The 23,179-nt window shown below is 69.4% G+C and carries 14 protein-coding genes and 3 pseudogenes; 7 read left to right on the forward strand and 10 right to left on the reverse strand.

Features of this window, described 5'->3' with window-relative positions; all coding sequences use genetic code 11:
- Positions 1-29: 29 nt before the first annotated feature.
- The 7 genes and pseudogenes from IH68_RS54720 to IH68_RS0147845 all read right to left on the reverse strand — a co-directional run bounded on the left by IH68_RS54720 (position 30) and on the right by IH68_RS0147845 (position 10,231).
- Entirely contained in the window at positions 30-2,783 is a 2,754-nt protein-coding gene (locus tag IH68_RS54720; RefSeq protein ID WP_159403883.1) for a condensation domain-containing protein, read from the reverse strand.
- A gap of 91 nt (positions 2,784-2,874) precedes the next feature.
- Positions 2,875-2,946 (reverse strand): annotated as a pseudogene (locus IH68_RS60065) (hypothetical protein); the annotation flags it as partial.
- Between the two features lie 61 nt (positions 2,947-3,007).
- Positions 3,008-7,612: pseudogene (locus IH68_RS58880) on the reverse strand (amino acid adenylation domain-containing protein); the annotation flags it as partial.
- A gap of 5 nt (positions 7,613-7,617) precedes the next feature.
- A complete protein-coding gene (locus IH68_RS0147830) occupies positions 7,618-7,830 on the reverse strand; it encodes an MbtH family protein (protein ID WP_030949862.1) in 213 nt (70 codons plus the stop codon).
- Between the two features lie 84 nt (positions 7,831-7,914).
- Complete coding sequence (locus IH68_RS0147835) at positions 7,915-8,535, reverse strand: LmbU family transcriptional regulator (protein ID WP_051834137.1); 621 nt, start codon at positions 8,533-8,535, stop codon at positions 7,915-7,917.
- Positions 8,536-8,579: 44 nt separating this feature from the next.
- On the reverse strand, positions 8,580-9,710 hold the full coding sequence (locus tag IH68_RS58885; protein ID WP_234341844.1) for a class I SAM-dependent methyltransferase: 1,131 nt from the start codon (positions 9,708-9,710) through the stop codon (positions 8,580-8,582).
- Positions 9,711-9,715: 5 nt separating this feature from the next.
- Entirely contained in the window at positions 9,716-10,231 is a 516-nt protein-coding gene (locus IH68_RS0147845; protein ID WP_159403884.1) for a flavin reductase family protein, read from the reverse strand.
- Between the two features lie 353 nt (positions 10,232-10,584).
- Between IH68_RS0147845 and IH68_RS0147850 the strand changes: the two genes are divergently transcribed.
- From IH68_RS0147850 to IH68_RS56030, 7 genes are all read left to right on the forward strand, one after another.
- The gene (locus IH68_RS0147850) at positions 10,585-12,018 is read left to right on the forward strand and encodes a DHA2 family efflux MFS transporter permease subunit (RefSeq protein WP_063763617.1); all 1,434 of its coding nucleotides are present in this window, start codon (positions 10,585-10,587) and stop codon (positions 12,016-12,018) included.
- Between the two features lie 515 nt (positions 12,019-12,533).
- Entirely contained in the window at positions 12,534-13,952 is a 1,419-nt protein-coding gene (locus IH68_RS0147855; protein ID WP_051834140.1) for a cation:proton antiporter, read from the forward strand.
- Complete coding sequence (locus IH68_RS0147860; protein WP_030949876.1) at positions 13,949-15,355, forward strand: cytochrome P450; 1,407 nt, start codon at positions 13,949-13,951, stop codon at positions 15,353-15,355. Before IH68_RS0147855 ends, IH68_RS0147860 begins: the two co-directional genes overlap by 4 nt.
- Complete coding sequence (locus IH68_RS0147865) at positions 15,318-16,688, forward strand: cytochrome P450 (RefSeq protein ID WP_051834141.1); 1,371 nt, start codon at positions 15,318-15,320, stop codon at positions 16,686-16,688. Before IH68_RS0147860 ends, IH68_RS0147865 begins: the two co-directional genes overlap by 38 nt.
- Before the next feature lie 29 nt (positions 16,689-16,717).
- Entirely contained in the window at positions 16,718-17,716 is a 999-nt protein-coding gene (locus IH68_RS0147870; RefSeq protein WP_030949881.1) for a terpene synthase family protein, read from the forward strand.
- On the forward strand, positions 17,713-18,732 hold the full coding sequence (locus IH68_RS0147875) for a polyprenyl synthetase family protein (RefSeq protein ID WP_030949884.1): 1,020 nt from the start codon (positions 17,713-17,715) through the stop codon (positions 18,730-18,732). Before IH68_RS0147870 ends, IH68_RS0147875 begins: the two co-directional genes overlap by 4 nt.
- Before the next feature lie 1,017 nt (positions 18,733-19,749).
- Positions 19,750-20,127 (forward strand): nuclear transport factor 2 family protein, encoded by a 378-nt coding sequence (locus tag IH68_RS56030; protein WP_030949888.1) that lies wholly within the window; start codon positions 19,750-19,752, stop codon positions 20,125-20,127.
- A 40-nt stretch (positions 20,128-20,167) separates the two neighbouring features.
- On the opposite strand, the pseudogene IH68_RS54725 reads toward IH68_RS56030, so the two are convergent.
- The 3 genes and pseudogenes from IH68_RS54725 to IH68_RS0147905 form a co-directional block, all read right to left on the reverse strand.
- Positions 20,168-21,194, reverse strand: a pseudogene (locus tag IH68_RS54725) (IS630 family transposase); the annotation flags it as partial.
- 201 nt (positions 21,195-21,395) lie between these two features.
- A complete protein-coding gene (locus tag IH68_RS0147900) occupies positions 21,396-22,475 on the reverse strand; it encodes an aminotransferase class I/II-fold pyridoxal phosphate-dependent enzyme (protein ID WP_030949890.1) in 1,080 nt (359 codons plus the stop codon).
- 4 nt (positions 22,476-22,479) lie between these two features.
- Positions 22,480-23,130: a 2OG-Fe dioxygenase family protein gene (locus tag IH68_RS0147905; RefSeq protein ID WP_051834142.1), complete on the reverse strand. Its 651-nt coding sequence runs from the start codon at positions 23,128-23,130 to the stop codon at positions 22,480-22,482.
- Positions 23,131-23,179: the final 49 nt, after the last annotated feature.

Raw genomic sequence — 23,179 nt, forward strand, 5'->3', positions numbered from 1 at the left:
GCTCTTCCTTCCTGGGGCCGGCGGGATTGCTACGCCCCGGCCCGGACGCGCGCGTCGGCCGTGAACTCGGCGATGGTCCGGCGTTCCAGAACGATGCGCGGCTCGATGGACAGTCCCAGCCGGGCGGTGAGCCTGGTGGAGATGGCGGCCGCCCGCTCCTCGTCGCCGCCGAGGGCGTAGAAGTCGTCGTAGATGCCCACGGACCCGCGCCCCAGCACTTCGGCCCAGACCTCGGCCACGGTCTCCTGGATCCGGTTGCGAGCCGCGATCGCACGAGGTGCGGTGGCGGCGGGGACGACCGTCAGCGTGCCGTCGTTGTTCCAGCGGCCGCGGTCGCCCGTGGGCCGGCCCGGGTGATCGTGCGCGGCGCCGGGGCCGCTGACGTACACCTGCCCGGTGGTTCCGATCGGCACGGGCTCCAGCGCCGCGTCGAGGACATGGATCCGCAGGTCGCCGACCGGCCTGCCGTCGACGCAGACCAGCCCGATGTCGCCGGGCCGGTACTCCAGGGCCACGTCGTAAGCAACCGGCGTGGACGGCGCGGCCGTGCGGTCGCCGCTCGTGATCAGCAGGCGCAGCGCCGTGTCCGTGGCGTGCGGGCCGTAGCGGAGTGCGTCGGCCGGCGCCGGATCGAGCGCGGCCACCGTGATGCCCTGACCGGCCAGCCAGGCGCCGGTGTCCTCGGGGGTCCGCACGGCGGCGGGCGGTGCGATGACCGCGGTGGCGCCCGCGACCAGAGCAGTCCACAGGTGCCGGCCGGCCTCTTCGTGCAGGGCTGCGGGAAGCAGCGCCCAGCGGTCGTCGGGCGTCACGGTGTAGGCGTCGAGGCAGTCGTCGACCACGGCGGCGAGCGCGCCGTGGGACAGCGGTGTCCACCTGGCGCCGCGTTGCATGCCGGTGTAGGCGGCGTTCTCCGGGGCCACGGTCGTCCCGGCGTGCCGGTCGCCGCCGCGGGCGTGCGGGTCGATCCGCGTCCAGGGCCCGTCGGGGGCGGCGGAGGCAGCCGCGACGAGTGTTCCGGCACCGGCGTCCCGCATGATCTGCTCGCGCCGCCGCGGGCTCAGGGCGGGGTCGAGCGGCACCACCGCTCCGCCGGCCAGGAACACCGCCAGCTGGGCGGTGACCGTGTCCGGTGACGGCTCGGCGACGACACCGACCGGGGTTTCCTGGCCGACGCCGTGTTCGTGCAGCGCCGCGGCGAGACGGCCGGCCCGGTCGAGGAGTTCGCCGTAGGTGAGGCTCTCCCCGCCGGCCACCACGGCGAGCGCGTCGGGTGTGCGGGCGGCGTGGTCCGCGACGCGCTCGGGCACCAGGGGCACCGGGGTGTTCGTCCGAGACCGGCTGAACTCGTGCAGGACCAGTCGCCGTTCCTCCTCCGTCAGCAGGTCCAGACGGGAGAGCGGCACCGTGGGGTCCTGCGCGATCTGCCTCAGGACCAGCAGGTACCGGTCCCACAGGCGGCGTATCGTCACCTCGTCGAAGAGGTCCGCGGAGTAGACCACGAGGCCGTGCCAGTCCTCGCCGTCCTCCTCGATGAGGTGCAGTTCCAGGTCGGCCCGGGTCGTGACCAGGTCCAGGTGGAAGGGGTCCACGCGGACGCCGTCGAGGTCGAGCCGGGCGGCGGCGGCCGAGCCGGAGTCGGTCGGCTGGACCACCTGGAAGAGCACCTGGACCAGCGGGTTGCGGCTGAGGTCGCGAACCGGTGCGAGTTCCTCGACGAGCTTCTCGAAGGGGAGGTCCTGGTGGTTCAGGGCGTCGTGCACGCCCTCGCGCACCCGGGCGAGCAGCTCGAGGTACGACGGGTCGCCGCCGCAGTCGGTGCGCAGCACCAGCCAGTTGGCGAAGAAACCGATGAGGTGTTCCAGTTCGCGGTACGACCGTCCCGCCACCGGCACGCCCACGGACACGTCCGGTGTGCCGGACCAGAGGCTCAGCAGGGCGTCGAAGGCCGCGAGGAACACCATGAACAGGGTCGCCGAGCCGCGTTTCGCGACTTCTTCGAGCGCCGTGACCAGGTCGGCCGGCAGGGTGAAGTCGAGCCGGTGGCCGACGTAGTTGAGGGTTTGCGGCCGGGGACGGTCGATGGGCAGCTCCAGTGGCCTCAGGCCGTCGAGCCGTTCCTTCCAGTAGGAGCTGAGCTCCTCCAGCACCGGACCACGCAGTCTGCGTCGCTGCCATTCGGCGACGTCGGCGAACTGGACGTCGAGGACGCGGGCTTCGCCGCCGGCGTACAGGGTCTCGAGCTCCTCGCACAGCACCGACAGGGACCAGCCGTCCGCGGCGATGTGGTGGGAGGCGATGACGAGTACGTGGTCCTCGGTGGCGATCCGGTAGAGCCGCGCCCGCAGGAGCTGGTCGGTACCGAGGTCGAAGAGGGTCCGCCCGAACCGCTCGCCGAGCGTACGTGCCTCCTCGGCTCCGGTGACGTCGACCACCGGTACGTCGACCGGGGCGGCGCCGTGCACCAGTTGGCGCGGTGCGCCCGCCACGCGGCCGAACGTGGTCCGCAGTACGGTGTGCCGTTCCACGATCGTGCTCAGTGCCCGGGAGAGCCGGGCCACGTCGACCGGGCCGCGCAGTCTGAAGCCGAGGGCCACGTTGTAGAAGGGCTGGTCGGGGGCGAGTTCGCCGAGGAACCACAGGCGCTCCTGGCCGAAGGACATCGGCAGGTCGGTGCGTCCGGCGAGGTCGCCCTGGAAGATCCGGGCGGGCCCGTCGCCTTGCGCCAGGCCCCCGGCGGCCTCCACACGCTCGGCGAGCTCGGCCAGCGTCGGACTCTCCAACAGGGCCGACAACTCCAGCTCCACCCCGAAGACACTCCGCAAACGCGACCACCACCTGCGCCGCCAGCAACGAATGCCCACCCAGATCGAAGAAGTTGTCCTCCGGCCCGACCGACTCCACCCCCAGTACCTCGGCCCAGACACCGGCCAGCGCCTTGATCACCGCTCCGTGCAGGTCCGGTGACAGGGGCGGGCAGGCTTCGCCGGTCGGCCTTCCCGCTCGTGGTCTTCGGCAGCTCCGTCAGGGTGACGAACGCGGACGGGACCATGTAGTGCGGAAGCCGCTCCCGGACGTGCGCGCGCAGCTCCGCCTCGGGAACGGGGGCTGCGGAGGGGACGATGTAAGCGACGAGGCGCCGGTCGTCAGGGGTGTCCTCCCGGGCGGTCACCGCGCACTCGCGGATCCCGGGATGGGTGAGCAACTGGGCCTCGATCTCGCCGAGTTCGACCCGGAAGCCGCGGATCTTCACCTGGTCGTCGGCCCGGCCGAGGAACTCCACCGTGCCGTCGGTGTTCCACCGGCCGTAGTCGCCCGTGCGGTAGAGCCGGGCTCCGGGTCGCTGCGTGAACGGGTCGGGTACGAAGCGCTCGGCGGTCAGGGCGCGCTGTCCGGCGTAGCCGCGGGCCACGCCGAGGCCACCGACGTACATCTCGCCGCGCGCGCCCACGGGTACCGGCTGGAGACGCTCGTCGAGGAGGTAGACGTGGGTATTGTCGACGGGCCCGCCGATCGACAGCGGCCCGCTGAGGTCCCCGGTCTCCTCGGGGAGGTACCTGCGCTCCGTCGAGATCACCGACAACTCGGTGAGCCCGTAGACGTGGTGGACGGCGTCCAGCCGGCCCGACCAGCGGTGTATGGTCCGCGCGGGCAACTGCTCGCCTCCGATGACCAGCCGGCGCAGCCGCACCCCGGAGTCCGGGTCGATGCCGGACCAGAGCGCGGGCACGGTCTGGATGACCTCGATGCCGGAGTCCCGGATGAACCGCTCAAGGCCCGGACCGGAGGTGTCGTCGGCGGTCGCCAGGTGCAGTTCGGCGCCGGCGATGAGGGCGACGTAGACGTCGAGCACCGATACGTCGAAGACCGGCGAGACGGCCTGGCCCACCTTGGTGCCGCTGGTTACGCCCCAGGTGCGGGCGGAGGAGAGGGCAATGTTGACGATGCCGCGGTGCGGCACCACGACGCCCTTCGGCCTGCCGGTGGAACCCGAGGTGAAGATGACGTACGCGCAGTGGTCGAGACCAGTCACCGCGGGCGGCGGCCCTTGGCGTGGCTCGCCGGCGTGGACGTCGACCACCTGGCACCCCGCCTGCTTCGCCCAGTCGTCGGCGGCGCGCGGCGCGGCGACGACCAGGGAGGCGTTCACCGTGCCGACCATGTACGCGAGCCGGTCCACGGGGTCGCCTGGCGACAGCGGCAGGAAGCCGCCGCCGGCCTTGAGCACAGCGAGTTGCGCGACGATCGAGTCGATGCCCCGTTCCAAGCACACGCCCACCACGGAGTCGGACCGCAGCCCCTGTTCGTACAGCGTCCAGGCCAGCCGGTCGGCCCGGGAGTCCAGTTCCGCGTAGGTGAGGGAGGCGTCCCGGGACACGACGGCCACGGCGTCGGGGGTGCGGCGGGCCTGTGCCGCGACGAGGTCGTGCAGCAGAAGCTCGGGCACCGGACGGTCGGTCCCGTTGAACCCGCGGACGACATCGTGCCGCTCGTCCTCCCCGAGGATGTTCAGTCGGGACAGGGGCAGCTCCGGTTCGGTCGCGAACTGCCGGAGCACCCGGACGTAGCGCGACCATAGGCGGCGCATGGTCGGCTCGTTGAACAGCTCGGTGGAGTAGACGAGCTGGCCGGACCACAGCCCGGCGGAGTCCTGGGCCACCTGCATCTCCAGGTCGAGCCGAGTCGTCAGGATGTCCACCTCGAACGGCTCCGCGTCGATGCCCGGCAGGTCGATCCCGGCCGCTCCGGCCTCACGGGTACCGGCGACATGGAAGAGCACCTGGACAAGCGGGTTGCGGCTGAGGTCACGCGCGGGCGCGAGCTCCTCGACGAGTTTCTCGAAGGGGAGTTCCTGGTGGTCGAACGCGGCATGGGCGTCCGCGCGCACCCGCCCGAGCAGATCCGCGAGTGTGGGGTCGCCGGCGCAGGATGAGCGCAGCACGACCGTGTTGACCAGGAAGCCCATAAGGGACTCAAGCCTGCGGTGCGAGCGGCCGGCCACGGGGACACCGACTGCGATGTCTGTCTGTCCCGACCAGCGGCTGAGCAGGGCGTCGAAGGCAGCGAGAAGCACCATGAAGAGGGTCGCCGAGGACTGCTTGGCCACGGCTTCAAGCTCTGCCACGAGGTCGCCGGGCAACGCGAACCGCAGCCGGTTCCCGGCATAGCTGAGCGCCGCTGGCCGAGCGTGGTCCGTCGGCAGTTCCAGCGGTGCGAGCCCGGAGAGGCGCTCGGTCCAGTACACGCGCTGGCCATCCAGCGCACCGCTCGACATCCGGTCCCGCTGCCAGCGCGCGTAGTCGGCAAACTGCAGTTCCTGGGCGGGGAGTGCGGCGCCCGCGTAGAGAGCGGAGAGTTCTTCGCACAGGACGGACATCGACCAGCCGTCGGCGACGATGTGGTGCACCACGAACAGCAGAACGTGTTCGTCGGGGCCCAGCCTCAGCAGTCTGTAGCGGACCAGCTGTCCCTTCTCCAGGTCGAATGGGCGCAGCAGCCAGGCACGGGCGGTCTCCCGTGCCGCGTCGATACCGTCGACGTCGACGGTCTCCAGGTCCACAGGGCCCGGTCGGCGCACAACCTGGTGGGGGACGCCGTCGACACGCACGAACGAGGTGCGCAGGACGGCGTGCCGCTCGGCGAGGGTGTTCAGGGCGCCGGTGAGCCGCTCCTGGTCGAGGGCGCCGCGCAGCCGGAAGGCCAGGGCCACGTTGTAGAAGGGCTGGTCCGGGGCGAGTTCGCTTAGATACCACAGCCGCTCCTGGTCGAACGACAGCGGCAGCGCGTCGTACTGCGAGAGATCGCCTTCGTGACGGCGGACGGGGCCGTCCGTCTCGTTCCGGCCGGACGCGTCCGTGTGTTCGCCCCGGGCGGCCTCCACACGGGCGGCGAGCCGGCTCACGCTCGGGCCCTCCAGGAGCGCGGAGATCTGCAGGTCCGCCCCGAACGCCTCCCGTACCCGGGCCATGACCTGGGCGGCCAGCAGCGAGTGACCGCCGAGCTCGTAGAAGTCCTCGTCGACGCCCACCCGTTCCATTCCGAGCACCTCGGCCCAGATGCTGGCGATGGTCTCCTGCACGGGGGTCAAGGTGGCGGCGTTCGCGTCGGCGAGTTCGGAGCGGGTGCCGCTCGGACGGGGCAGGGCCTGGCGATCGACCTTGCCGCTGGCCGTCTTCGGTAGCTGGTCGAGGACCACCACCGCCGACGGCACCATGTAGTCGGGCAGCCGCTCCCGCAGGCCAGCCCTGAGCCGTGACTCCGTGCAGCCGCCGTCGGTCAGCACCACGTAGGCGACCAAGCGCTTGTCGCCGGGGGTGTCTTCGCGCGCGGTGACGGCGGCCTCGCGCACGTCCGGGTGCGCCAGGACGTGCGCCTCGACCTCGCCCAGCTCGACCCGGAAACCACGGATCTTCACCTGGTCGTCGACCCGGCCGAGGAAGGTGACGGTGCCGTCCTCGGCCCGGCTGCCGAAGTCGCCGGTACGGTACAGGCGGGCGCCCGGCTCGGTGGAGAAGGGGTCCGGTACGAAGCGGTCCGCCGTCTGGGCCGGGCGGCCGGTGTAGCCCCGGGCGACGCCAGCTCCCCCGACGTATATCTCCCCTCGCTGGCCCGCTTCGACCGGCCGCAGCCGCTCGTCCAGGACATGGACGGTGGTCCCGGGCAGGGCCTGGCCGATCGGCGGGTAGTCCTGGACCGGGGGCGTAACCTCGCAACTGGTGCAGATGACCGTGGCCTCGGTGGGGCCGTAGGCGCTGAAGAAAGCGCGGTCCTTCGCCCAGTGGTCGGCGACCTCCGGGGGCACGGCCTCGCCTCCGGAGATCAGCTGACCCAGCAGCGGGAGTTCGGCGCGGGGCATGGACTGCAGCGCGGCAGAGAGCACGGCCGCCGTGGTGACCTCGTAGTCCCCCAGCACGCGCAGCAGGTCGACGCCCGAGCCGACGGCGTCGGGGGGAAGCAGGACGAGTGTGCCGCCGTTGCACAGGGCAAGGCACAGGTCGAAGACGCTCGCGTCGAACCGCACGGGGGCGAGCTGGAGCACCCGTTCGCCCGGCCCGTGCCGGTACAGGCTCCGCTGCGCCAAGGCCAGGTTGACCACGGCCCGGTGCGGGACGACGACACCCTTGGGGGTGCCCGTGGAACCGGAGGTGTAGATCAGATAGATGGCGTTGCCGTCGTCACCACCGACGGGCACGGGCACCGTGGGGCACTTCGCGACCTCGTCGGCGGCCTCGTCGACATGGATCACGGCCCAGGGGCCGTGATCCCAGGTGTCCGTCATACCGGACCGGCTCAAGACGATGGGCGCGCCCGCGTCCGCGAGCATGAATCCCACGCGGTCCGCCGGATCGGCCGGGTCCAGCGGCAGATAGGCGCCGCCCGCCTTCATGATGGCCAGGAGGGCCACCACCTGGCCGATCCCTCGCTCCAGGCAGAGCCCGACCACGGTCTCCGGCCCGACTCCCCGGTTCCGTAGGAGATGGGCCAGTTGATTGGCGCGTCCGTCGAGTTCTCCGTAGCTGATCCGTTCTGTTCCCGAGACCACGGCGACCGATTCGGGCGAAAGCAGCGCCTGGTCGGAAATCAACTGATGGAGCAGAGACCGGTCCGGCATTGCGGTCAGCCCTCCTGAGCGACGCTCGCCGCGACGGACTGCCGCACACTCAACGGCGTTATGTCGGTCCAAACGTTCTCGATATGGGCGAGGCAGTCTTCCTTCGAGCCACGGAATCCCGCGTTGCGCCACCCGTTCGGCAATTCTCTTTCGGAGAGCCAGATCGAGTACTGCTCTTCATGATTCACGACCACGGAGTATTCGTCTCCACCGATCATCCTGATACCTCGTTCCACATGCAGGATTAGGCTGCGACCAGCGACTGCGGGATGCTATTTATGGCGCATCTGGACCGTCAAGGTTCAGATGGCCGCGTGACGATGGCCGACACCGGCGAGTTCTCCGTTGCGGAGAAGCTCGACCGCTTCCCTGTCGAGCACTCGTTGAATCCACTCGTCCAGTGATGTACCGGACTGGCTGGCCGCCGCCTGCCACCGTCGCATTCGGTCGGGCGGCGCCTTGAGGGTCACGGTTGCCGGAGCCGGAACCGGGATTCTGTCACCGGTCGCCTTATCTTCCTTGACATTCCGGCGGAGTTCGGTGACCGACCAGCCCTCCTGCTCGGCACGGTCGAGCCACAGTTCCTGCTCCTCCTCTGACAGGGCAGCCACTTCGCCGTGGTGCTGCATGCTCAGCGTGTCCCGTCGACGGGACACGTCGAACTTGCGTGCCACCCATGCATAGTTCCGAAGAGTCTTGTAGTGCAGAGAGCTCGCCTCGATTGCCCGCTTGTAGCGGTCCGGATACCGGTTCTGGCCGTAGATGAGCCAGTCACCAAGCCACCAGGACGACGCGTCGGCGACGGAGAATATCTCGACACCGATCGATATCCAGGCCTCTATGGGTACCGCTCTGGGAAAGCTGAGACTGGTCCGTTTCTTCTGGACTGTCGCTGCAGAATTGACGGGCCGCCGTGCGTTCATGGGAAATCCCCCGTTCAGTGATGCGGGACAGGAGCATCAGTTCGTCAGGTGGACATCGCGAGGACGGCCGGGGCGACATGACGAACGCCGAATGCCTTGAGCGCCCTCACCAGCGCTTCCGCTTCCTCGCGGCTGTCCGCCAGCAGGCATCCCGGCTGGATGCGCAACCGTTCGATGGCGTCGGCGGGGACGCTCAGCGCGGCGTCCGCCACCTCTCTCACCTCGATGCCAGAGAGGTCGCCGGCCCACTCCGCCACCACGTCGGCAGCCGTCGGCAGCCGGTGCGGCACCGTGACGATGATCAGAACCTCGGCCAGTCCCCCGGGAGCGACAAGGACCTTAGGCAGATGCTCGATCACGTCCTTGACCAGGCCTTCCGCATGGAGTGGGGGCGTACCGTCCGGTTCGTTGTGCCCACCGGAAGCCCGTCCCGGCGCGTTGAAGACCACGTGGTCCACGGGCCCAAACTCCTCGAGCCCCACCCGGAAGTCCCCCACTTCGAAGACCGCCTCGCGCCCGGCGAGGAGCGCGTTGACCCGGGCGTAGGCGACCGCCCGCGGGTCGATGTCGACTCCCGTCACGGACGCGTACCGGTGCGCCCGACTGAGCGCCAGCACCCCCGACCCAGTTCCGATGTCGAGCAGTCGGCCGCCACGAGGAGTGATGTGCCGCATGAAGCGCAGAGTGCTGGCATGCGGCGGCATCACCGGATCGAAAGGGCCTTCTGGCTTTTTGGCCATGACCGGATATCCGCCGGACTCCGCCTGGCACTCGAAGAGCCGATCCGAAAGGTAATACGATGAGCCGAGCGGCGAGATGGAGGCGCGGGCCCGAATTCGTCCGCCGACGTCGGAAACGAGACGGAGGGCGTCGAATGCGGACCGTGCGGACCGGGAGAGTTGGCGCCCGTAGGTTCCCGACGGAACCTCCCCGTTCCTGACGAACAACTCAGTGAGCACGCCCACCGGGGTGGCGGTCAGTTCGCCGGTCCGGTCCCGTGACCACAGCGCGTACAGCGCGGAGTTGGCCAGGAGGTCGTTGTCACTGGCGGCACGCAGAAGAGAGGCGACAGAATCCGACGTGAAACCGTGGCTCCGTAATTCGTCACCCAGTTCACGGAGTGCCGGCGTGAACACCGACGAGTGGGGGGTCGGTTCATCGGTCCAAGGAATCATGTAGTTCACCTGTGAGTTGACTGGACGAACTGTCGGTCCACATAGAGCAAGGGACCCGATTCATGCGATGTGACGCGGACGTCCGTGACGAGACCGATCAGGAGAAGATGGGTGGAGCGGTCCACGACTTCGTCGAGCTTGCACACGAAACTGGCCAGGCAATCCGCGAGCAAGGGAGCACCTGGGCACTCCTCGCGCCAGTTCCCGTACGAGAAACGGGCCTCACCCCGCACTCCCGAGATCAGCCCGGCGAAGGCCTCGGCGACTGGGCGCTGACGGGCGGACAGTACATTGACCGCGAATACCGAAGCCTTCTGGATCGCACCGCCCAGACGTGTGTTCTTGTTGACGCACGCAACGAGTGCCGGGGGATCCACCGTGAGGGAGCAGACGGCCGTCGCAGTGAGGCCGCAGGGCTCGCCACTTTCATCGGATCCGGTGACGACGCATACCCCGCCAGCCAGATGGCGCATCCCCGAACGAAAGTCCTCTGAACGTTCCTCGGAACGTCGATGAATCACCCTCAACTCCCCCGTCTTGAGCCGTCCTCGAACTAGCCCGAGCAGGCCATCGATTAGATCAACGGCGGATGTCGAGTGGGAAGGAACAAGCTTTCGACGGTCACGTCCGCCAGCACCTCACCGCGGGCCAACCAAACCCAATCGGGGGAGAGTTGACCGAATCAGTGTCAATCTTGGCTGATTTTGGGCCACTTGAAGGCGTGAAAGCGGCCGGGAGGCTGCTTGAAGCCGCGATCTCGCCCCTGTCCGAGCTCTCATCAGAATGACAAGGCGTCCTTGACAAACGCGTTTTGTCAATCAAACATTGCCGGGTCCCCGCTCATCGCAGCGCCCACCAAGGAAACGGATCCCGCATGAGCACCTCTCCCCCCACCGACCTCCGGTTCCCACCCGCATTACGCAGGGTTCTCCTGGTGACCGTGCTGGGCTCGGTCATGTCCTACCTCGACGCCACGGTCGTCAACGTGGCTCTGCGTTCCCTGTCCGACAGCATGGACACATCGCTGGCCACGATTCAGTGGCTGGTCACGGCCTACCTCCTGGGGCTGGCGGCCGTGATCCCGGTGAGCGGATGGGCCGCTGCCAGGTTCGGGGCCAAGCGGATCTACGTGCTGTCCCTCTCCGCCTTCACCCTCGCCTCCCTGGCCTGCGGACTCGCGGGCAACGTTGGGGAGCTGATCGCGTTCCGCGCCGTGCAGGGCGCCGCCGGAGGTCTCGCGCTACCCGTCGCCCAGATGATCACCGTGCGGCTCGCGGGTCCCGAGCGCATCGCCCGTGTCATGAGCGTCAGCGGTGTACCTACCCTGCTCGCCCCCGTCTTCGGACCGGTCCTGGGCGGTCTCCTGGTCGAACACGCGGGCTGGGAGTGGATCTTCTACATCAACGTACCGATCGGACTGCTGACCGTCGCGCTCGCCCAGTGGCTGGTGCCGGCGGACGCCGCTCAGCAGGCCGGCAAACTCGACGTCCCGGGCCTGGTGACGATGTCGCTCGGCTTCGCCGTCCTCACCTACGGCCTCGCGGAGATCGGTACGACGGCCCGCGTGCTGTCCGCCCAGGTGCTGGTCACCGTCATCGCGGGCCTCGCGCTGATCTCCGTCTTCGTCCTGCGCGCGCTGCGCACCGAGCGCCCGCTCGTCGATGTCCGGCTGTTCGGCAACAGGCTGTACTCGGCAGCCCAGTTGACCAACGTCTGCCTCGGCTCGGCGGTCTTCGGCTCCGTCATCCTGATGCCGCTCTACTTCCAGATGGTGCGCGGTGAGGACCCGGTGGCAACGGGGCTGCTGCTCATCCCGCAGGGCATCGGTGCCGGTTTCGCGATGATGGTCAGCGCCCGACTGGTGGACAAGCTCGGCAGCGGGCTCACGGCCTTCCTCGGCGGCGTCGTGAGCACGGTGGCGACCCTGCCCTTCCTGGTCATCGAGGCGGACAGCTCCTACTGGTTCCTGGGGGCCGCGATGCTCGCCCGGGGCTTCGGCATCGGCGCGTGCGCCATCCCGGCGACAACCGCGGCATACCGCGTCATCCCGCCCGGCAAGGTCAACGACGCGACCGTCCAGATCGGCATCCTGCAACGGGTCGGCGGCTCGACGGGCACGGCATTGTTCGCCGTGGTCCTGCAGAACGCGCTCGACTCCGCAGGCGCCCCCGCGGCGCGAGCCTCCGCCTTCGGCACCGCCTTCTGGTGGGTACTGGCCGCGGCCGTCCTCGCCACCCTCCCCACGCTGCTGCTGACGAGCGCGGAACGGCGCGCCAACAGAGCCGTCGCCGTACCGGAGCACGCCTAGTACCCCGGCAGGCAACGTTCACCCCGAGGCGAGCCCGGCACGCGCCCCCCTGCCTCAGGGCGTGGGAGGTCCCCCCCCCGCTCGCCGCACCGGCCGAAAGCCCAAGTACGTCCAGTACGAGGACTTCCAGCCAGCACTCCCCAGCCTCCGACCGGGGGGACTCCCGGAGCACGCTCCTCCGCTCTCGGCTTCGCTCGACCGGGAGGGACCCCCACGGCGCCGCTCTTTGTCGGGCAAACGTTGCCTGCCGGGGCACAAGTTCTGGCATCGCCAGTACCCGTCCTCTCCCGCGCCCACGTCGTGAATCCGGATTCACGACGTGGGCGCGGCCGTCTCCGGCGGCTTTCGTACGGCGGCACATTCCTGGACCTGGAAGCGGGCCGTTCGCTACCTTCACGCAACGGCCGCAGCCGCCACCACCGCCTTCTCCCACCCCACCAGGACGGGCGGCTGCCAGTACCGGTTGAAGCGCTGTGTGCGCTCCCGGCCATCCCACTCCCACGGCTGAGGTAGATGTGACACAACGTGCTGTTCGTACAGCCACATCCCGGTCATCGACGAGCGAGGGCCGACCCGCCCAGGGCCGGCGTCGTGCGCTCGGCTACGGGCTGCTGGTCGTCCTGCCCCTCCTGGGCTCCGCGGTCATCCTGGTGTCACACGGCTCACGTCCGTCCCACGCCGGGAACGCCACCACCCCCGACCACGCGGCGGCCCTCTTCTTCGCCGTAGCGGTCGTGGTGGCCGCAGCCCGGACGGCCGGCCTGCTCGCGGCCCGTCTCGGTCAACCGCAGGTCGTCGGAGAACTCGTGGCGGGCATCGCGCTCGGCCCGACGGCACTGGAACGCCTCGCCCCCGGTGCCTGGGCGTGGCTCTTCCCCGAGTCCGCCCTCGCTGGCATCGGCGCCCTGGCCCAACTCGGGCTCGTCCTCTTCATGTTCGGTGTCGGACAAGAGGTGGTGCGCAGCAGCCGGGACCGGATGGGAGGGGACGGGAGCCTGATCGCCCTCACCTCCTTCGTGCTCCCGTTCGCCGCGGGCACCGCCGTCGCCCTGCCGCTGGCCCGGCACTTCACAGGAAGCGCCGGTGACAGCCTCACCTTTGCCCTCTTCCTCGGGTGCGCGCTGAGCATCACCGCCTTCCCCGTCCTCGCCCGTATCCTCACCGACCTGGACCTCCTCCACGCCCGCACCGGACAGCTCAGCCTGTTCGCCGCCGCCGTCGGTGACGGCCTGGGCTGGCTGCTGCTGGCGGCGACACTGCTGCTGGCCCGTGGCGGAGACCTGGCGTCGCTGTGGCCGAAGCTGCTCCTGGCCCTGGTGACGGCCGTCGTCCTGCTCGGGCCCGTGCGGATCGGACTGGCGCGGTATCTGGGACGCGGAGACCGGCGGCCGGGAGCGGCGTTCGTGCTGATGATCGCGGTCGCCGGCCTCGCCCTGTCGTCGGGCGTCACCTCGTTGCTGGGAATCCACCAGCTGATCGGCGCCTTCCTGTTCGGGCTGGCCTGGCCGCCCCAGCTGCCGCGCGAGGTGTCCGTCACACCCTCCCTCGGTGCCATGGCGCACCTTCTCCTGCCGTTCTTCTTCCTGGGCTTCGGGCTGTCGGTGGACCTCGGCGCACTGCCCTTCACCCCCCAGACCGTGGCCGTCGCCGGCCTGCTGCTGGCCGTGGCGTCCCTCACCAAGATCTGCGGAGTCGCGCTGGCCGCTCGCTTCTGCGGAATGGACCGCACCGAGGCGACGACCCTCGGCCTCCTGATGAACTCGCGGGGGCTCACCGAGCTCGTGGTCCTGGGAGTCGGTCACGAGGCGCGCCTGATCGACGAGGAGATGTTCGCGATCCTCACCCTCGTCGCCCTGGTCACGACCCTGATGACCGGCCCAGGGGTGCGGCTCTTCGGTGCCCTGCGCAAGCCGGCCCCGGAGATGGCACGATGACCGCTCCCCGCCCGGTGCCGGCCGTGGGGCTGCGGGAGAACCTGAGCGGACTCGCCGCGCTCCGCCGTGACCAGGTCGGTCACCTCTGCGCCCTCGTCCGGCGGCACGGGGACATCTTCCGGGTGCTGCTGGGTGGGATGCCGGTCGTGATGCTGAACCACCCGGACCTCGTCCAGCACGTGCTCGTCGACCACCACACGACCTACGACAAAGACACCTTCATGTACCGCTCGGTCCGCTCCGTGATCGGGGACGGACTGGTCGCCCACGAAGGCGGCAGGGTCTGGCACCAGCGGCGCAGGATGCTGCAGCCGGCCTTCCACCGCGCGAGCGTCTCCCGCTTCACCTCTGTCATGGCCGACGAGACGGACCGCATGCTGGCCGCCTGGACCCGGCACGGCGGTGAGGCCTCCGCGGTGGACGTCACCGCGTCCGCCGCGGACCTCGCCCTGAAGATCGTGCTGCGGTCCCTGTTCGGCGCCGCGTCGGACGAGCGGGCTGCCCGCTTCGAGCAGGACTTCCTCGAGACCAACGCGCTGGCCGGCGCGTTCTTCCGCTTCCCCTTCCCCCCGCTCGGCTGGCCCACGCCGGCGCACCGGCGGCTGCGCTCCCGGGTCGCCGCCATGCACGGGTTCATCGCGGAGCTGATCGACAGCCGTACACACCGCGGAGGCGACGACCCGGCCCGCCCCGACCTCTTCTCCCTGTTGCTGCACGCCCTCGACGAGGAGACCGGGAGCCGGCTCACCCGGGAGCAGGTGACGAGTGAGGTCCTCTCCATGATCGTCGCGGGCTACGAGACGACCAGCAACGCCATCGCGTGGATCTGCCATCAGCTCGCGCACCTGCCGGAGGTCCAGCTGCGTCTCCAGGACGAGGTCGACCGCGTGCTCGGCGGCCGGACGCCGCGCTTCAAGGACCTGACGCACCTGACATACGCGCGGATGGTGGTGGACGAGACCTTGCGGCTGTTCACCCCGGCATGGCAGACCATGCGCCGGGCTGCGGCCGACGACGTGGTGGGCGGCCATCGCATCCCTGCGGGAACCGGGATCTACATCAACTTCCTCACCCTCCACCGCCATCCCGAGTTCTGGCCGGACCCCGAGCGCTTCGACCCCGAGCGCTTCGACCCGAAGGCCCAGGCCGGCCGCCCACGCCATGCCTACCAGCCCTTCGGCGCGGGTCCGCGCCACTGCATCGGCAAGCACTTCGCGCTCACCGAGCTGCTGATCATCACGGTCATGATCGCCCAGTCCTGCACGCTGGCGCGGGTGCCGGGAACGCCCCGCACCAGCTTCGCCCCGCTACTCACCCTGCACCCCGCGGACAACATCCGCCTTCACATACGGAGTCGCCGACCACATGACCCCGCAAGCCCTGCCCACCGCCGGTGCCCGTGAGCTGTTCGGCGGCGCACTCGCCTTCAAACGCGACCAACTCGGTTTCCTGGCGGAGAACGTGGACCGGCACGGCGATCTCTTCCGGTTCCGCCCGCTCGGGATACCGATGATCCTGGCCAATCACCCCGACCACATCCAGCACATCCTCGTGGACGGGGAGGAGCGGTACGACAAGAACGCCACCATCTTCAAGGTGGTCCGCCCCGTGCTCCGCGACGGACTGATCGCCATAGCCGACAAGGAGCGGTGGAGCCGCCAGCGCCGCATGATGGCACCGCACTTCACTCCACGCACCGTCGCCAGCTTCGTCGAGAACATGACCGTCGAGACAGTGCGCATGGTGGAGCGCTGGGAGCACCGGCCGCGCTCCGCCGGCGACCTCCTCGACGTCACGGACGAGGTGGGCCAGCTGGCCCTGCGGATCGTCAACCGCTCGCTGTTCAGCGCCGACGTCAGCCGGGCCGCTCAGGCCTTCGAGCGTGCCTTCGGCGCCGCCAACGACGTGCTCGGTTCCTTCTTCCGGTTCCCGTTCCCGCCGTTGAGCTGGCCCACGCCCCGGCGGCGCCGACTGCGCCGCGCCATCGACGACATGGACCGCTTCGTGTCCGGCGTGATCAGCGAGCGACTGCGGGGTTCCGACGCCGAACGGACCGGGACAGCGCAGCCGGACCTGCTGACGCTGCTTCTGAACAGCGTGGACGACGACGGCAACGCGATGGACCTGGAGCAGCTCCACCACGAGGTGCTCAACCTCTGCATCGGGGCCTTCGAAACCACCACGAACACCTTGTCCTGGGCGTTCTATCTGCTGGCCCGGTACCCGCACGTCGAGGAGCGGCTGCACGCGGAGGTCGACGCGGTGCTGGGCGGGCGCGTCCCGGTCTTCGAGGACCTGCCCCGGCTGCGGTACACCCGGATGATCATCGACGAGACACTGCGCATCTACTCCCCCGCGTACCAGACCATGCGGCACGCGCGGGAGGAGGACGTCATCGCCGGTTACCGCATCCCGGCCGGCAGCAACGTGCTCCTCAACAGCTATCTGCTGCACCGCCACCCCGAGTTCTGGCCGGACCCGGAGACGTTCGACCCGGACAACTTCACCCCGGAGCGGGTGGCCGCGCGTCCGAAGCACGCTTACATCCCCTTCGGCAGCGGCCGGCGCGTGTGCATCGGGAAGCACTTCGCCCTGACCGAACTCACCCTGGCGCTGGCCACGGTGGCCCGCAAGCACCGACTGGTCCTGCCGGAGCAGGCGCCCGTCGTACGGCCCGAGCCCCTGATCACGCTGCATCCGCGCGGCGGCGTCCACCTCCGCCTCGCCCGCCGCTGACGCCCCGGCCCCTCGTCCCTGGAGCTCCCTTGATCGACATAACGTGCCCCTTCCCCTTCTCCGTCAACCCGCACGCCCGGCAGGCCCGCGAACACCTGGAGGCCTGGACGCGGGAGAACGGTCTGCTGCGCGGCGCCCGGGCCCGGGAGCGCTTCGCCCGGGCCGACTTCGGTTGGTTCGCCGCGCTCGTCTATCCGACCGCCGACGCCGAGGCGCTCGACCTCATGGCCGAGTGGTTTGCCTGGCTCTTCCTGGTGGACGACCAGCTGGACGACGGGGCCTTCGGCCGATCCCCCAAGCGCATGGCGCAGGCCGTGGCGCTGATGCGGGAGATACTCGGCGACCCCGCCCCGCCGCTGGACACGGCCCTGCCGCCCGCCGCCGTCGCTCTGGCCGACCTGTGGCGCCGCACGGCCCGCCGGGCCTCGCCGCGGTGGCGCGCGCGGTTTGCCCGTCACCTGGAGCAGTGCCTGATCACGGCCACGGTCTGGGAGGCAGAGAACCGGGTCAGCGGATCCGTGCCCACCGAGGAGTCCTACATCGCCAACCGGCGTCACACCGGCGCCATCTACGTCTGCATGGACCTCATCGAGACGGCCGAGAACGTCGAGGTCCCGGCGCCGAGCTACGACACGCCCGCGTTCGAAGCCGCGCTCAACGCCGCCTGTGACGTCGTCTGCTGGGCCAACGACGTCTACTCATTGGCCAAGGAGCGTGCCCTTGGGGAGGTCCACAACCTGGTGTACATCGTCGGTCACCACCGGCGGCTGGACGAACGGCAGGCGCTGGAGACGGTGTGCTCCGCCATCGCCGCGCGTACGGAGGACTACCTGACCGCCGAGAAGGAGCTGCGACGCGAACACCCCCGGGACGCGCCATGGCTGGAGCCCACCCTGGCGGGCATGCGGTCGTGGATGCGCGGAAACCTCGACTGGTCGCAGCGCACCGAGCGCTACGCCTCGGACTTCGCCCGGGACGGTGCGGACACCCAGTACCTGGAGGCAGCACTAATGGAGGTGGGCCAGTGACCGCCGTCAGCCACGACACGGATGTGTGGGAGCTGCTGTCCCAAGCCCGGCAGCTGACCGAGCCCGCCTTGTGCAAGGCCGTCGCCCGGCTGCCCGAGCCCACTCGAACGGTGGCGGAATACCACTTCGGCTGGCGGGACCGGGAGGGCAATCCGGCGGCCGGCGACTGGGGCAAGGGGATCCGCGGAGCGCTGGTCCTCGCCTCGGCCCAGGCCATGGGCGCCGTAGCGGAGCGGGCGGTCGCCGCCGCGGCCGGCGTCGAGCTCGTGCACAACTTCTCCCTCGTGCACGACGATCTCATGGACCGGGACGCCCTGCGCCGCAACCGTCCCGCGGTCTGGGCCCTGTTCGGTGAGGCACAGGCCGTGCTGGCCGGGGACGCGCTGTTGGTCGTGGCGACGGATGTGCTGGCCGGGGAGCCGCCGATGCTCCGGGAACTGTGCGACGCGCTGCTCGCCCTGGTCGCGGGCCAGGGCGCGGACCTCGCCTTCGAGGAGCGCACGGACGTTGACCTGGCGGAGTGTCTGGCGATGGCCGCCGGGAAGACCGCGGCGCTGCTGTCGGCCGCCTGTGCCCTCGGCGCGCGGGCGGCAGGAGCCACGCCCCAGCGTACAGAGGCCCTGCGGCGGTTCGGGCATCACATGGGACTGGCGTTCCAGCTCGTCGACGATCTCCTGGGCATCTGGGGACGCAGCCCGGTGTCCGGCAAGCCCGTGGGAGCGGACCTGCGGCGGCGCAAGAAGTCGTTGCCAGTCGTGGCGGCGCTGCGCTCGGACACGCCCGCGGCCCATCGGCTCGCTGAGCTATACCTCACAGGAGCGGGCCCCCTCAGGGAGAAGGAAGTGCGTGAGGCCACTCGTCTGATCGGCCTGGCAGGCGGACGCGACTGGACGGAACAGGAAGCGCGGCGGCAGCAGACCCGGGCACTGGCGGCGCTGGCGGCGGCCGACCCGGCACCTGAGGGGGCCCGGGCGCTCACCTCGCTGGCCGAGGCCATCACCCGGCGTAGTCGGTGAGACACGGTCAGCTCGGCCCCTGCCCGCGGGAGTTCCACGAGAAGACACCTGGTACCAATGCCACGACTCTGTTGGTGATGTTGGTAAGCCGTGAAGAAGACTGGCTTTGTGCGGTGCACGCTGGAGCGTTCGGAACGGTGTCGTCGGCGCGGTGGTCGCCGTATCGCTGCGACCGGAGAGTCACCAGCGAATCCCGGCACGGACGGTGCGAACGGCGCAGGCCGCGTGTCCGAAGGGCAACCCGGCTATGTTCATCCGGGACCGGCTGGATGTCCTGTTCGAGGACAGCAGTTACCGGTCTGCCCCGGACGGCGGCGGACGCGGTCCGCACCCAGGTCGGCTGAAAGTACGCCCTGGGGCTTGAGCTGGAGGATCCGGGCCTCGACCACGCGATCCTGCGAGTTCCGGGCCCGGCTGGCCGACCAGGACAGCGCCGCCGACCGGCTGCTGCAGGCGACGCTGGCCCCCGAACTGGTGGTCCAAGTCGCCATTAGCCTGTCCACCGTCCGGGACACCCGGTTCGCCGAGGCAGATTGCTGGTCGTGCCGGGACCGCACCCTGTATACGTCCTCCGTAATCCGGCCTTGCTCAGTAGCAGTACTGCCCGGGCCGCTACACGAGGTTCAAGCGCAAAACCGGCTCGACCAGCAATGGCAACACCGATACGCGATCCGCACCGGCATCGAGGCCCCCACACTCCCAGGACGTCCGGGCCCACAGGCTGCGCCGTTCCCGCCACGGTGGCCTGGCCCTCACCCCCGTCCAGCACGTCCTCGCCACGGTGGCCTGCACTTTCGCCCGCATCGCCGACTGCATCGCCGACTGCATCGACACCACGCCCAGGCAACGCTTCCGGGCCAGACACTCTCGCGCTCCGTGCTCAGCCATCGCATGATCTGCCCAACATCAACAGCAGAGTCACGACATTGAACCTAGTGCTGTGACTGGGATGGTTCATCGTGATCGGAAGGCGGCTCGTGGGACGAGCGCACGCGAAACGGCTGGTATTACTGGGGCATGCAGGAAGAGACCGCACGCTCCGCGATCGACACGTTCATCTCCGCGTTCAACGCCTCGGACGACAGCTATGTGACTGCCCTGCTCTCCCAGGCCCTGACCTCAGACGTGGTCTTCTGGGGACCGTTGGGCCGCAGCGAAGGAATCGCGGCGGTCGAGCGGTTCGTGCTGGACATCCGGCGCCACCCGGCGGGGACCGGCACGATGGTGCGCTGCTCAGCGGTGGACATGCCTGACGAATGGGCCCGGTACCAGTGGGTCTTCACCACGCCTCATGGAGGCCCCCGCCTGGCGGGAACGGACGTCGTCCATCTGCGACGGAGCCTCATCGACCAGGTCATCGTCTTCGCGGGGCAGATCGAGCCGTCCGCCTCCTGAGTCATCCTTCGGTCGCTGTCCTTCTCCTGAACTTGCCCTTTCGGTGGCGGGCGTTGGTGTTGCGCCAGGCAGGTAGCGGTGCAGTGCCTGGGTTTGCGCGGGGTAGCTGCGGTGGTGGGAGTTGGCCAGGGCGAACTGCCGCAGCGGGCCGAAGTGGGCCTCGATCGGGTTGGCCCAGGAAGCGTAGGTCGGGGTGAAGCACAGCTCGACCTTGTTCTTCTTCGCCCAGCGGCGGATGTCCGCGCCGGTGTGGGCGGAGAGGTTGTCCAGGATGATGTAGATCGGGGCGCCGTCGGGTCGGGCGGCGCGGATCGACTTCAGTGTGGCCAGAGTGTTGGCGGTGCCCTTGCGGCAGCGGTTGACGCCCCACAGGCGGTCGTCGCCCATGGAGTAGCAGCCGTGGAAGTAGGTGACGCCGTGGGTGCGGCGGTAGGTCGCCGGCAGCCGGTTGGGTTTGCCCTGCTTCGCCCAGCAGGAGCCTGCGGTGGGCCGGATCCCCAGGGGGCCCGAACTCGTCGAAGGCGAAGACCCGGTCCGGGAAGCGTTCCAGCGCCTGCTCGATCTGGTCGAGCTTGGCGTCGCGATCAGGGGCGGGTGGCTCCTTCCAGGGCTTGGTGCGCTGGAAGGTGACGCCGCGGTGCCGGAGCAGGCACGTAAGGCTTCACGGCCGATGCGGATGACACGTCCGTGTACTTTCCGCAGGTAGGCGGCGAGTTTGCGGATCGACCAGCGGATGAAGGGCTGGCCTAGCTTGCTGGGGCGAGTGGTGGCCGTCCGGATGACGAAGTCCTCGTCATCACGACTGAGTAGGCGGGGACGGCCTCCCGCCCACTGAGGGCCCAGGCAGGTCAGGCCGATCTCGTTGAAGCGGTGGATCGCCTCCCGCACGGTGTCCTCGTCGGCCTGGACCATCTGGGCGATCACCGGCACCCGGTTCCCACCCGCCGAGACGAGCAGCATCATCGCGCGCCAGTAGCACTCCGAACTCGTGCTACCCGGCGCACGATCTGCTGCAGCTTCTGCCCCTCCTGGTCGGTCAGTCTGCGTACACGGACAGGCTCAGCCACCGCGCCTCCAGCGATCGCATCGGGCGTCACCGCACATCCAACCGTCGCGACCACCAACCCGGCGATCCTTCCCGGTCAGAGCACTAGTGAGCCGGATTCGGGTTTCTGCCAAACCACGTCAGGCGCGTCCAGCACCAAGCGCCTGGTCAGCGACCCGCCGATCATGCGATTGGCGATGGAGAGAACCCCGAAATCGGGACACTAGTCCATGTCGGCCAGCACCTTGCCGAGGCGTTCGAGCCCTTCCTCTAGTACCTCGACCGGTCGCGCGAAGCTGATGCGGAGGGCCCGTTCGGCGCCGAACACCTCGGCTGGCATCACGAGCGTCCGGTGCTGTTCCAGCAGCCGCTCGGCGATGTCCCGGGAACTGGTCCGGGCCAGGGTTTCGACCCAGGCGAAGGGGGTGCCCTGCGGCGCAACCAGCCGCATCCGGTCGGCGTGCCGGCGCGCGAAGCCCTCCAGAATTCCCAGGCCGGGCTCGACGAGGCGGCGGTAGCGTGCCACGTGCCCGGCACGATGCAGCAACGCCAGTTCGCCGGCCCGCTCCCAGACGAGGGAGTTGGAGACCGTGGTGTAGCGCTTGTAGTTCACTACTGCCTCGACCAGTTCCGGTGCGGCGCACAGCCATCCCAGCCGGAGGGCGGGCATCCCGAACACCTTGGACAAGCCGGAGACCGAGATGCCGTGGGGGTGGCGGTGGATGACCGAGCCAGCAAAGTCGAGCAGGTACTCCTCGTCGTTGACCACCGCGATTCCGCGCTCGGCCGTGGCTGCCACGACGGCGTCCCATTCGCTGTCGGTGAGCACGCAACCAGAGGGGTTACCCGGGCTGTTGAGGATGACCAGTCTGGTGCGCGGACCGATGGCGCGCAGCAGCCCCTCGGAGTCGAAGGGGGTGCCGGGCGGCCAGGGCAGTACGGTGACATCGCAGCCGATGTGGCGGGGCACCTCCCAGGCCTGCTGCCAGCCGGGGCTGGTGGCAATGACGTGGTCGCCGGGCCGGAGCAGGCTGCGGTACAGGAGGTAGAGCCCCTCCTGGGCTCCGTGCGTCACGGCGACGTGGTCGGCGGAGAGTTCCGGCTGCCCACCGTACATCTCGGCGATCGCACCGCGCAGTTGCGGTCGCCCGCGGTCGAGGCTGTAATCGAGTTCCCATTCCGGCCGGAGGTCCAGATCCTTGAGGAGCTGGAACTGCACGCCGCTTTCGGCCAGGTCGATGTCGTACCGCCCCTGCGCCTCATCGAAAAGCCAGCGCTGGATGGCGTATTCGGGAATACTCACGCGCTCAACTCCCGTCTCGCTGGAGATCGAATGTGATGACCACTACGTCCCGATGGGCGATGACGCCGGGGTATTTCGGAGTGATGGGGGTGACGTAGTGCACGACTCTGCGGTCGTCGAAATACAGTGTCTCGCCGGGAGCCATCACCCGGTCCAGCAGGACGTCCCCCTCTCGGCCCTCCCCGTCCTCTTCTCGGACGAGTGAGATACCGCCGCTCACGTTCTCGGCGGCAACCACCGTGACGGCGACCCCGTCGAACCCGTCCCGGTGGAAGCCCTCTGGGGCTGGCAGGCCGATCTGGTCGTCACCAGCGACGACGCGGATCTGATGGCAGCCGATGAGGAAGTCATCGCTCCCCACGAGCCGCCGCAGAGCGGAGTCGCGCACCAGTTCCTCGGCGAACCCGCGAGCGGGTTCGCCGAGCGGCTGGAACCTGCGCTCGATGCCCCCCGCGTATCCGTTGAGGTCCGCACTCTGTAGAAACGAAGAATCCTGCTGCCACACGGTTTTCTCACCTTCGACGCGGGCGGTTCCGAAGGCCCGAAAACGAAAGGGGACCAGCGACTTCACATACTCGTCCTGGGCAAGAGCGTGGAAACTCGTGACAAGCTCGTCTGATATTTTCCCGCACATATTGAGGAGAGCCAGACGCATACAGTGCTCCACATTCCCGACGATCCGAACTCAAGTGTTCACTGAGTCG

It is taken from the genome of Streptomyces sp. NRRL S-646, assembly GCF_000720765.1.
Classification (GTDB): domain Bacteria; phylum Actinomycetota; class Actinomycetes; order Streptomycetales; family Streptomycetaceae; genus Streptomyces.

Excerpts from the sequence above, each read along its gene's own strand:
- IH68_RS0147830 (WP_030949862.1), bottom strand. The coding sequence starts at position 7,830 with ATGATCGGTGGAGACGAATACTCCGTGGTCGTGAATCATGAAGAGCAG.
- IH68_RS0147835 (WP_051834137.1), bottom strand. The coding sequence starts at position 8,535 with ATGAACGCACGGCGGCCCGTCAATTCTGCAGCGACAGTCCAGAAGAAA.
- IH68_RS58885 (WP_234341844.1), bottom strand. The coding sequence starts at position 9,710 with ATGATTCCTTGGACCGATGAACCGACCCCCCACTCGTCGGTGTTCACG.
- IH68_RS0147850 (WP_063763617.1), top strand. The coding sequence starts at position 10,585 with ATGAGCACCTCTCCCCCCACCGACCTCCGGTTCCCACCCGCATTACGC.
- IH68_RS0147860 (WP_030949876.1), top strand. The coding sequence starts at position 13,949 with ATGACCGCTCCCCGCCCGGTGCCGGCCGTGGGGCTGCGGGAGAACCTG.
- IH68_RS0147865 (WP_051834141.1), top strand. The coding sequence starts at position 15,318 with ATGACCCCGCAAGCCCTGCCCACCGCCGGTGCCCGTGAGCTGTTCGGC.
- IH68_RS56030 (WP_030949888.1), top strand. The coding sequence starts at position 19,750 with ATGCAGGAAGAGACCGCACGCTCCGCGATCGACACGTTCATCTCCGCG.
- IH68_RS0147905 (WP_051834142.1), bottom strand. The coding sequence starts at position 23,130 with ATGCGTCTGGCTCTCCTCAATATGTGCGGGAAAATATCAGACGAGCTT.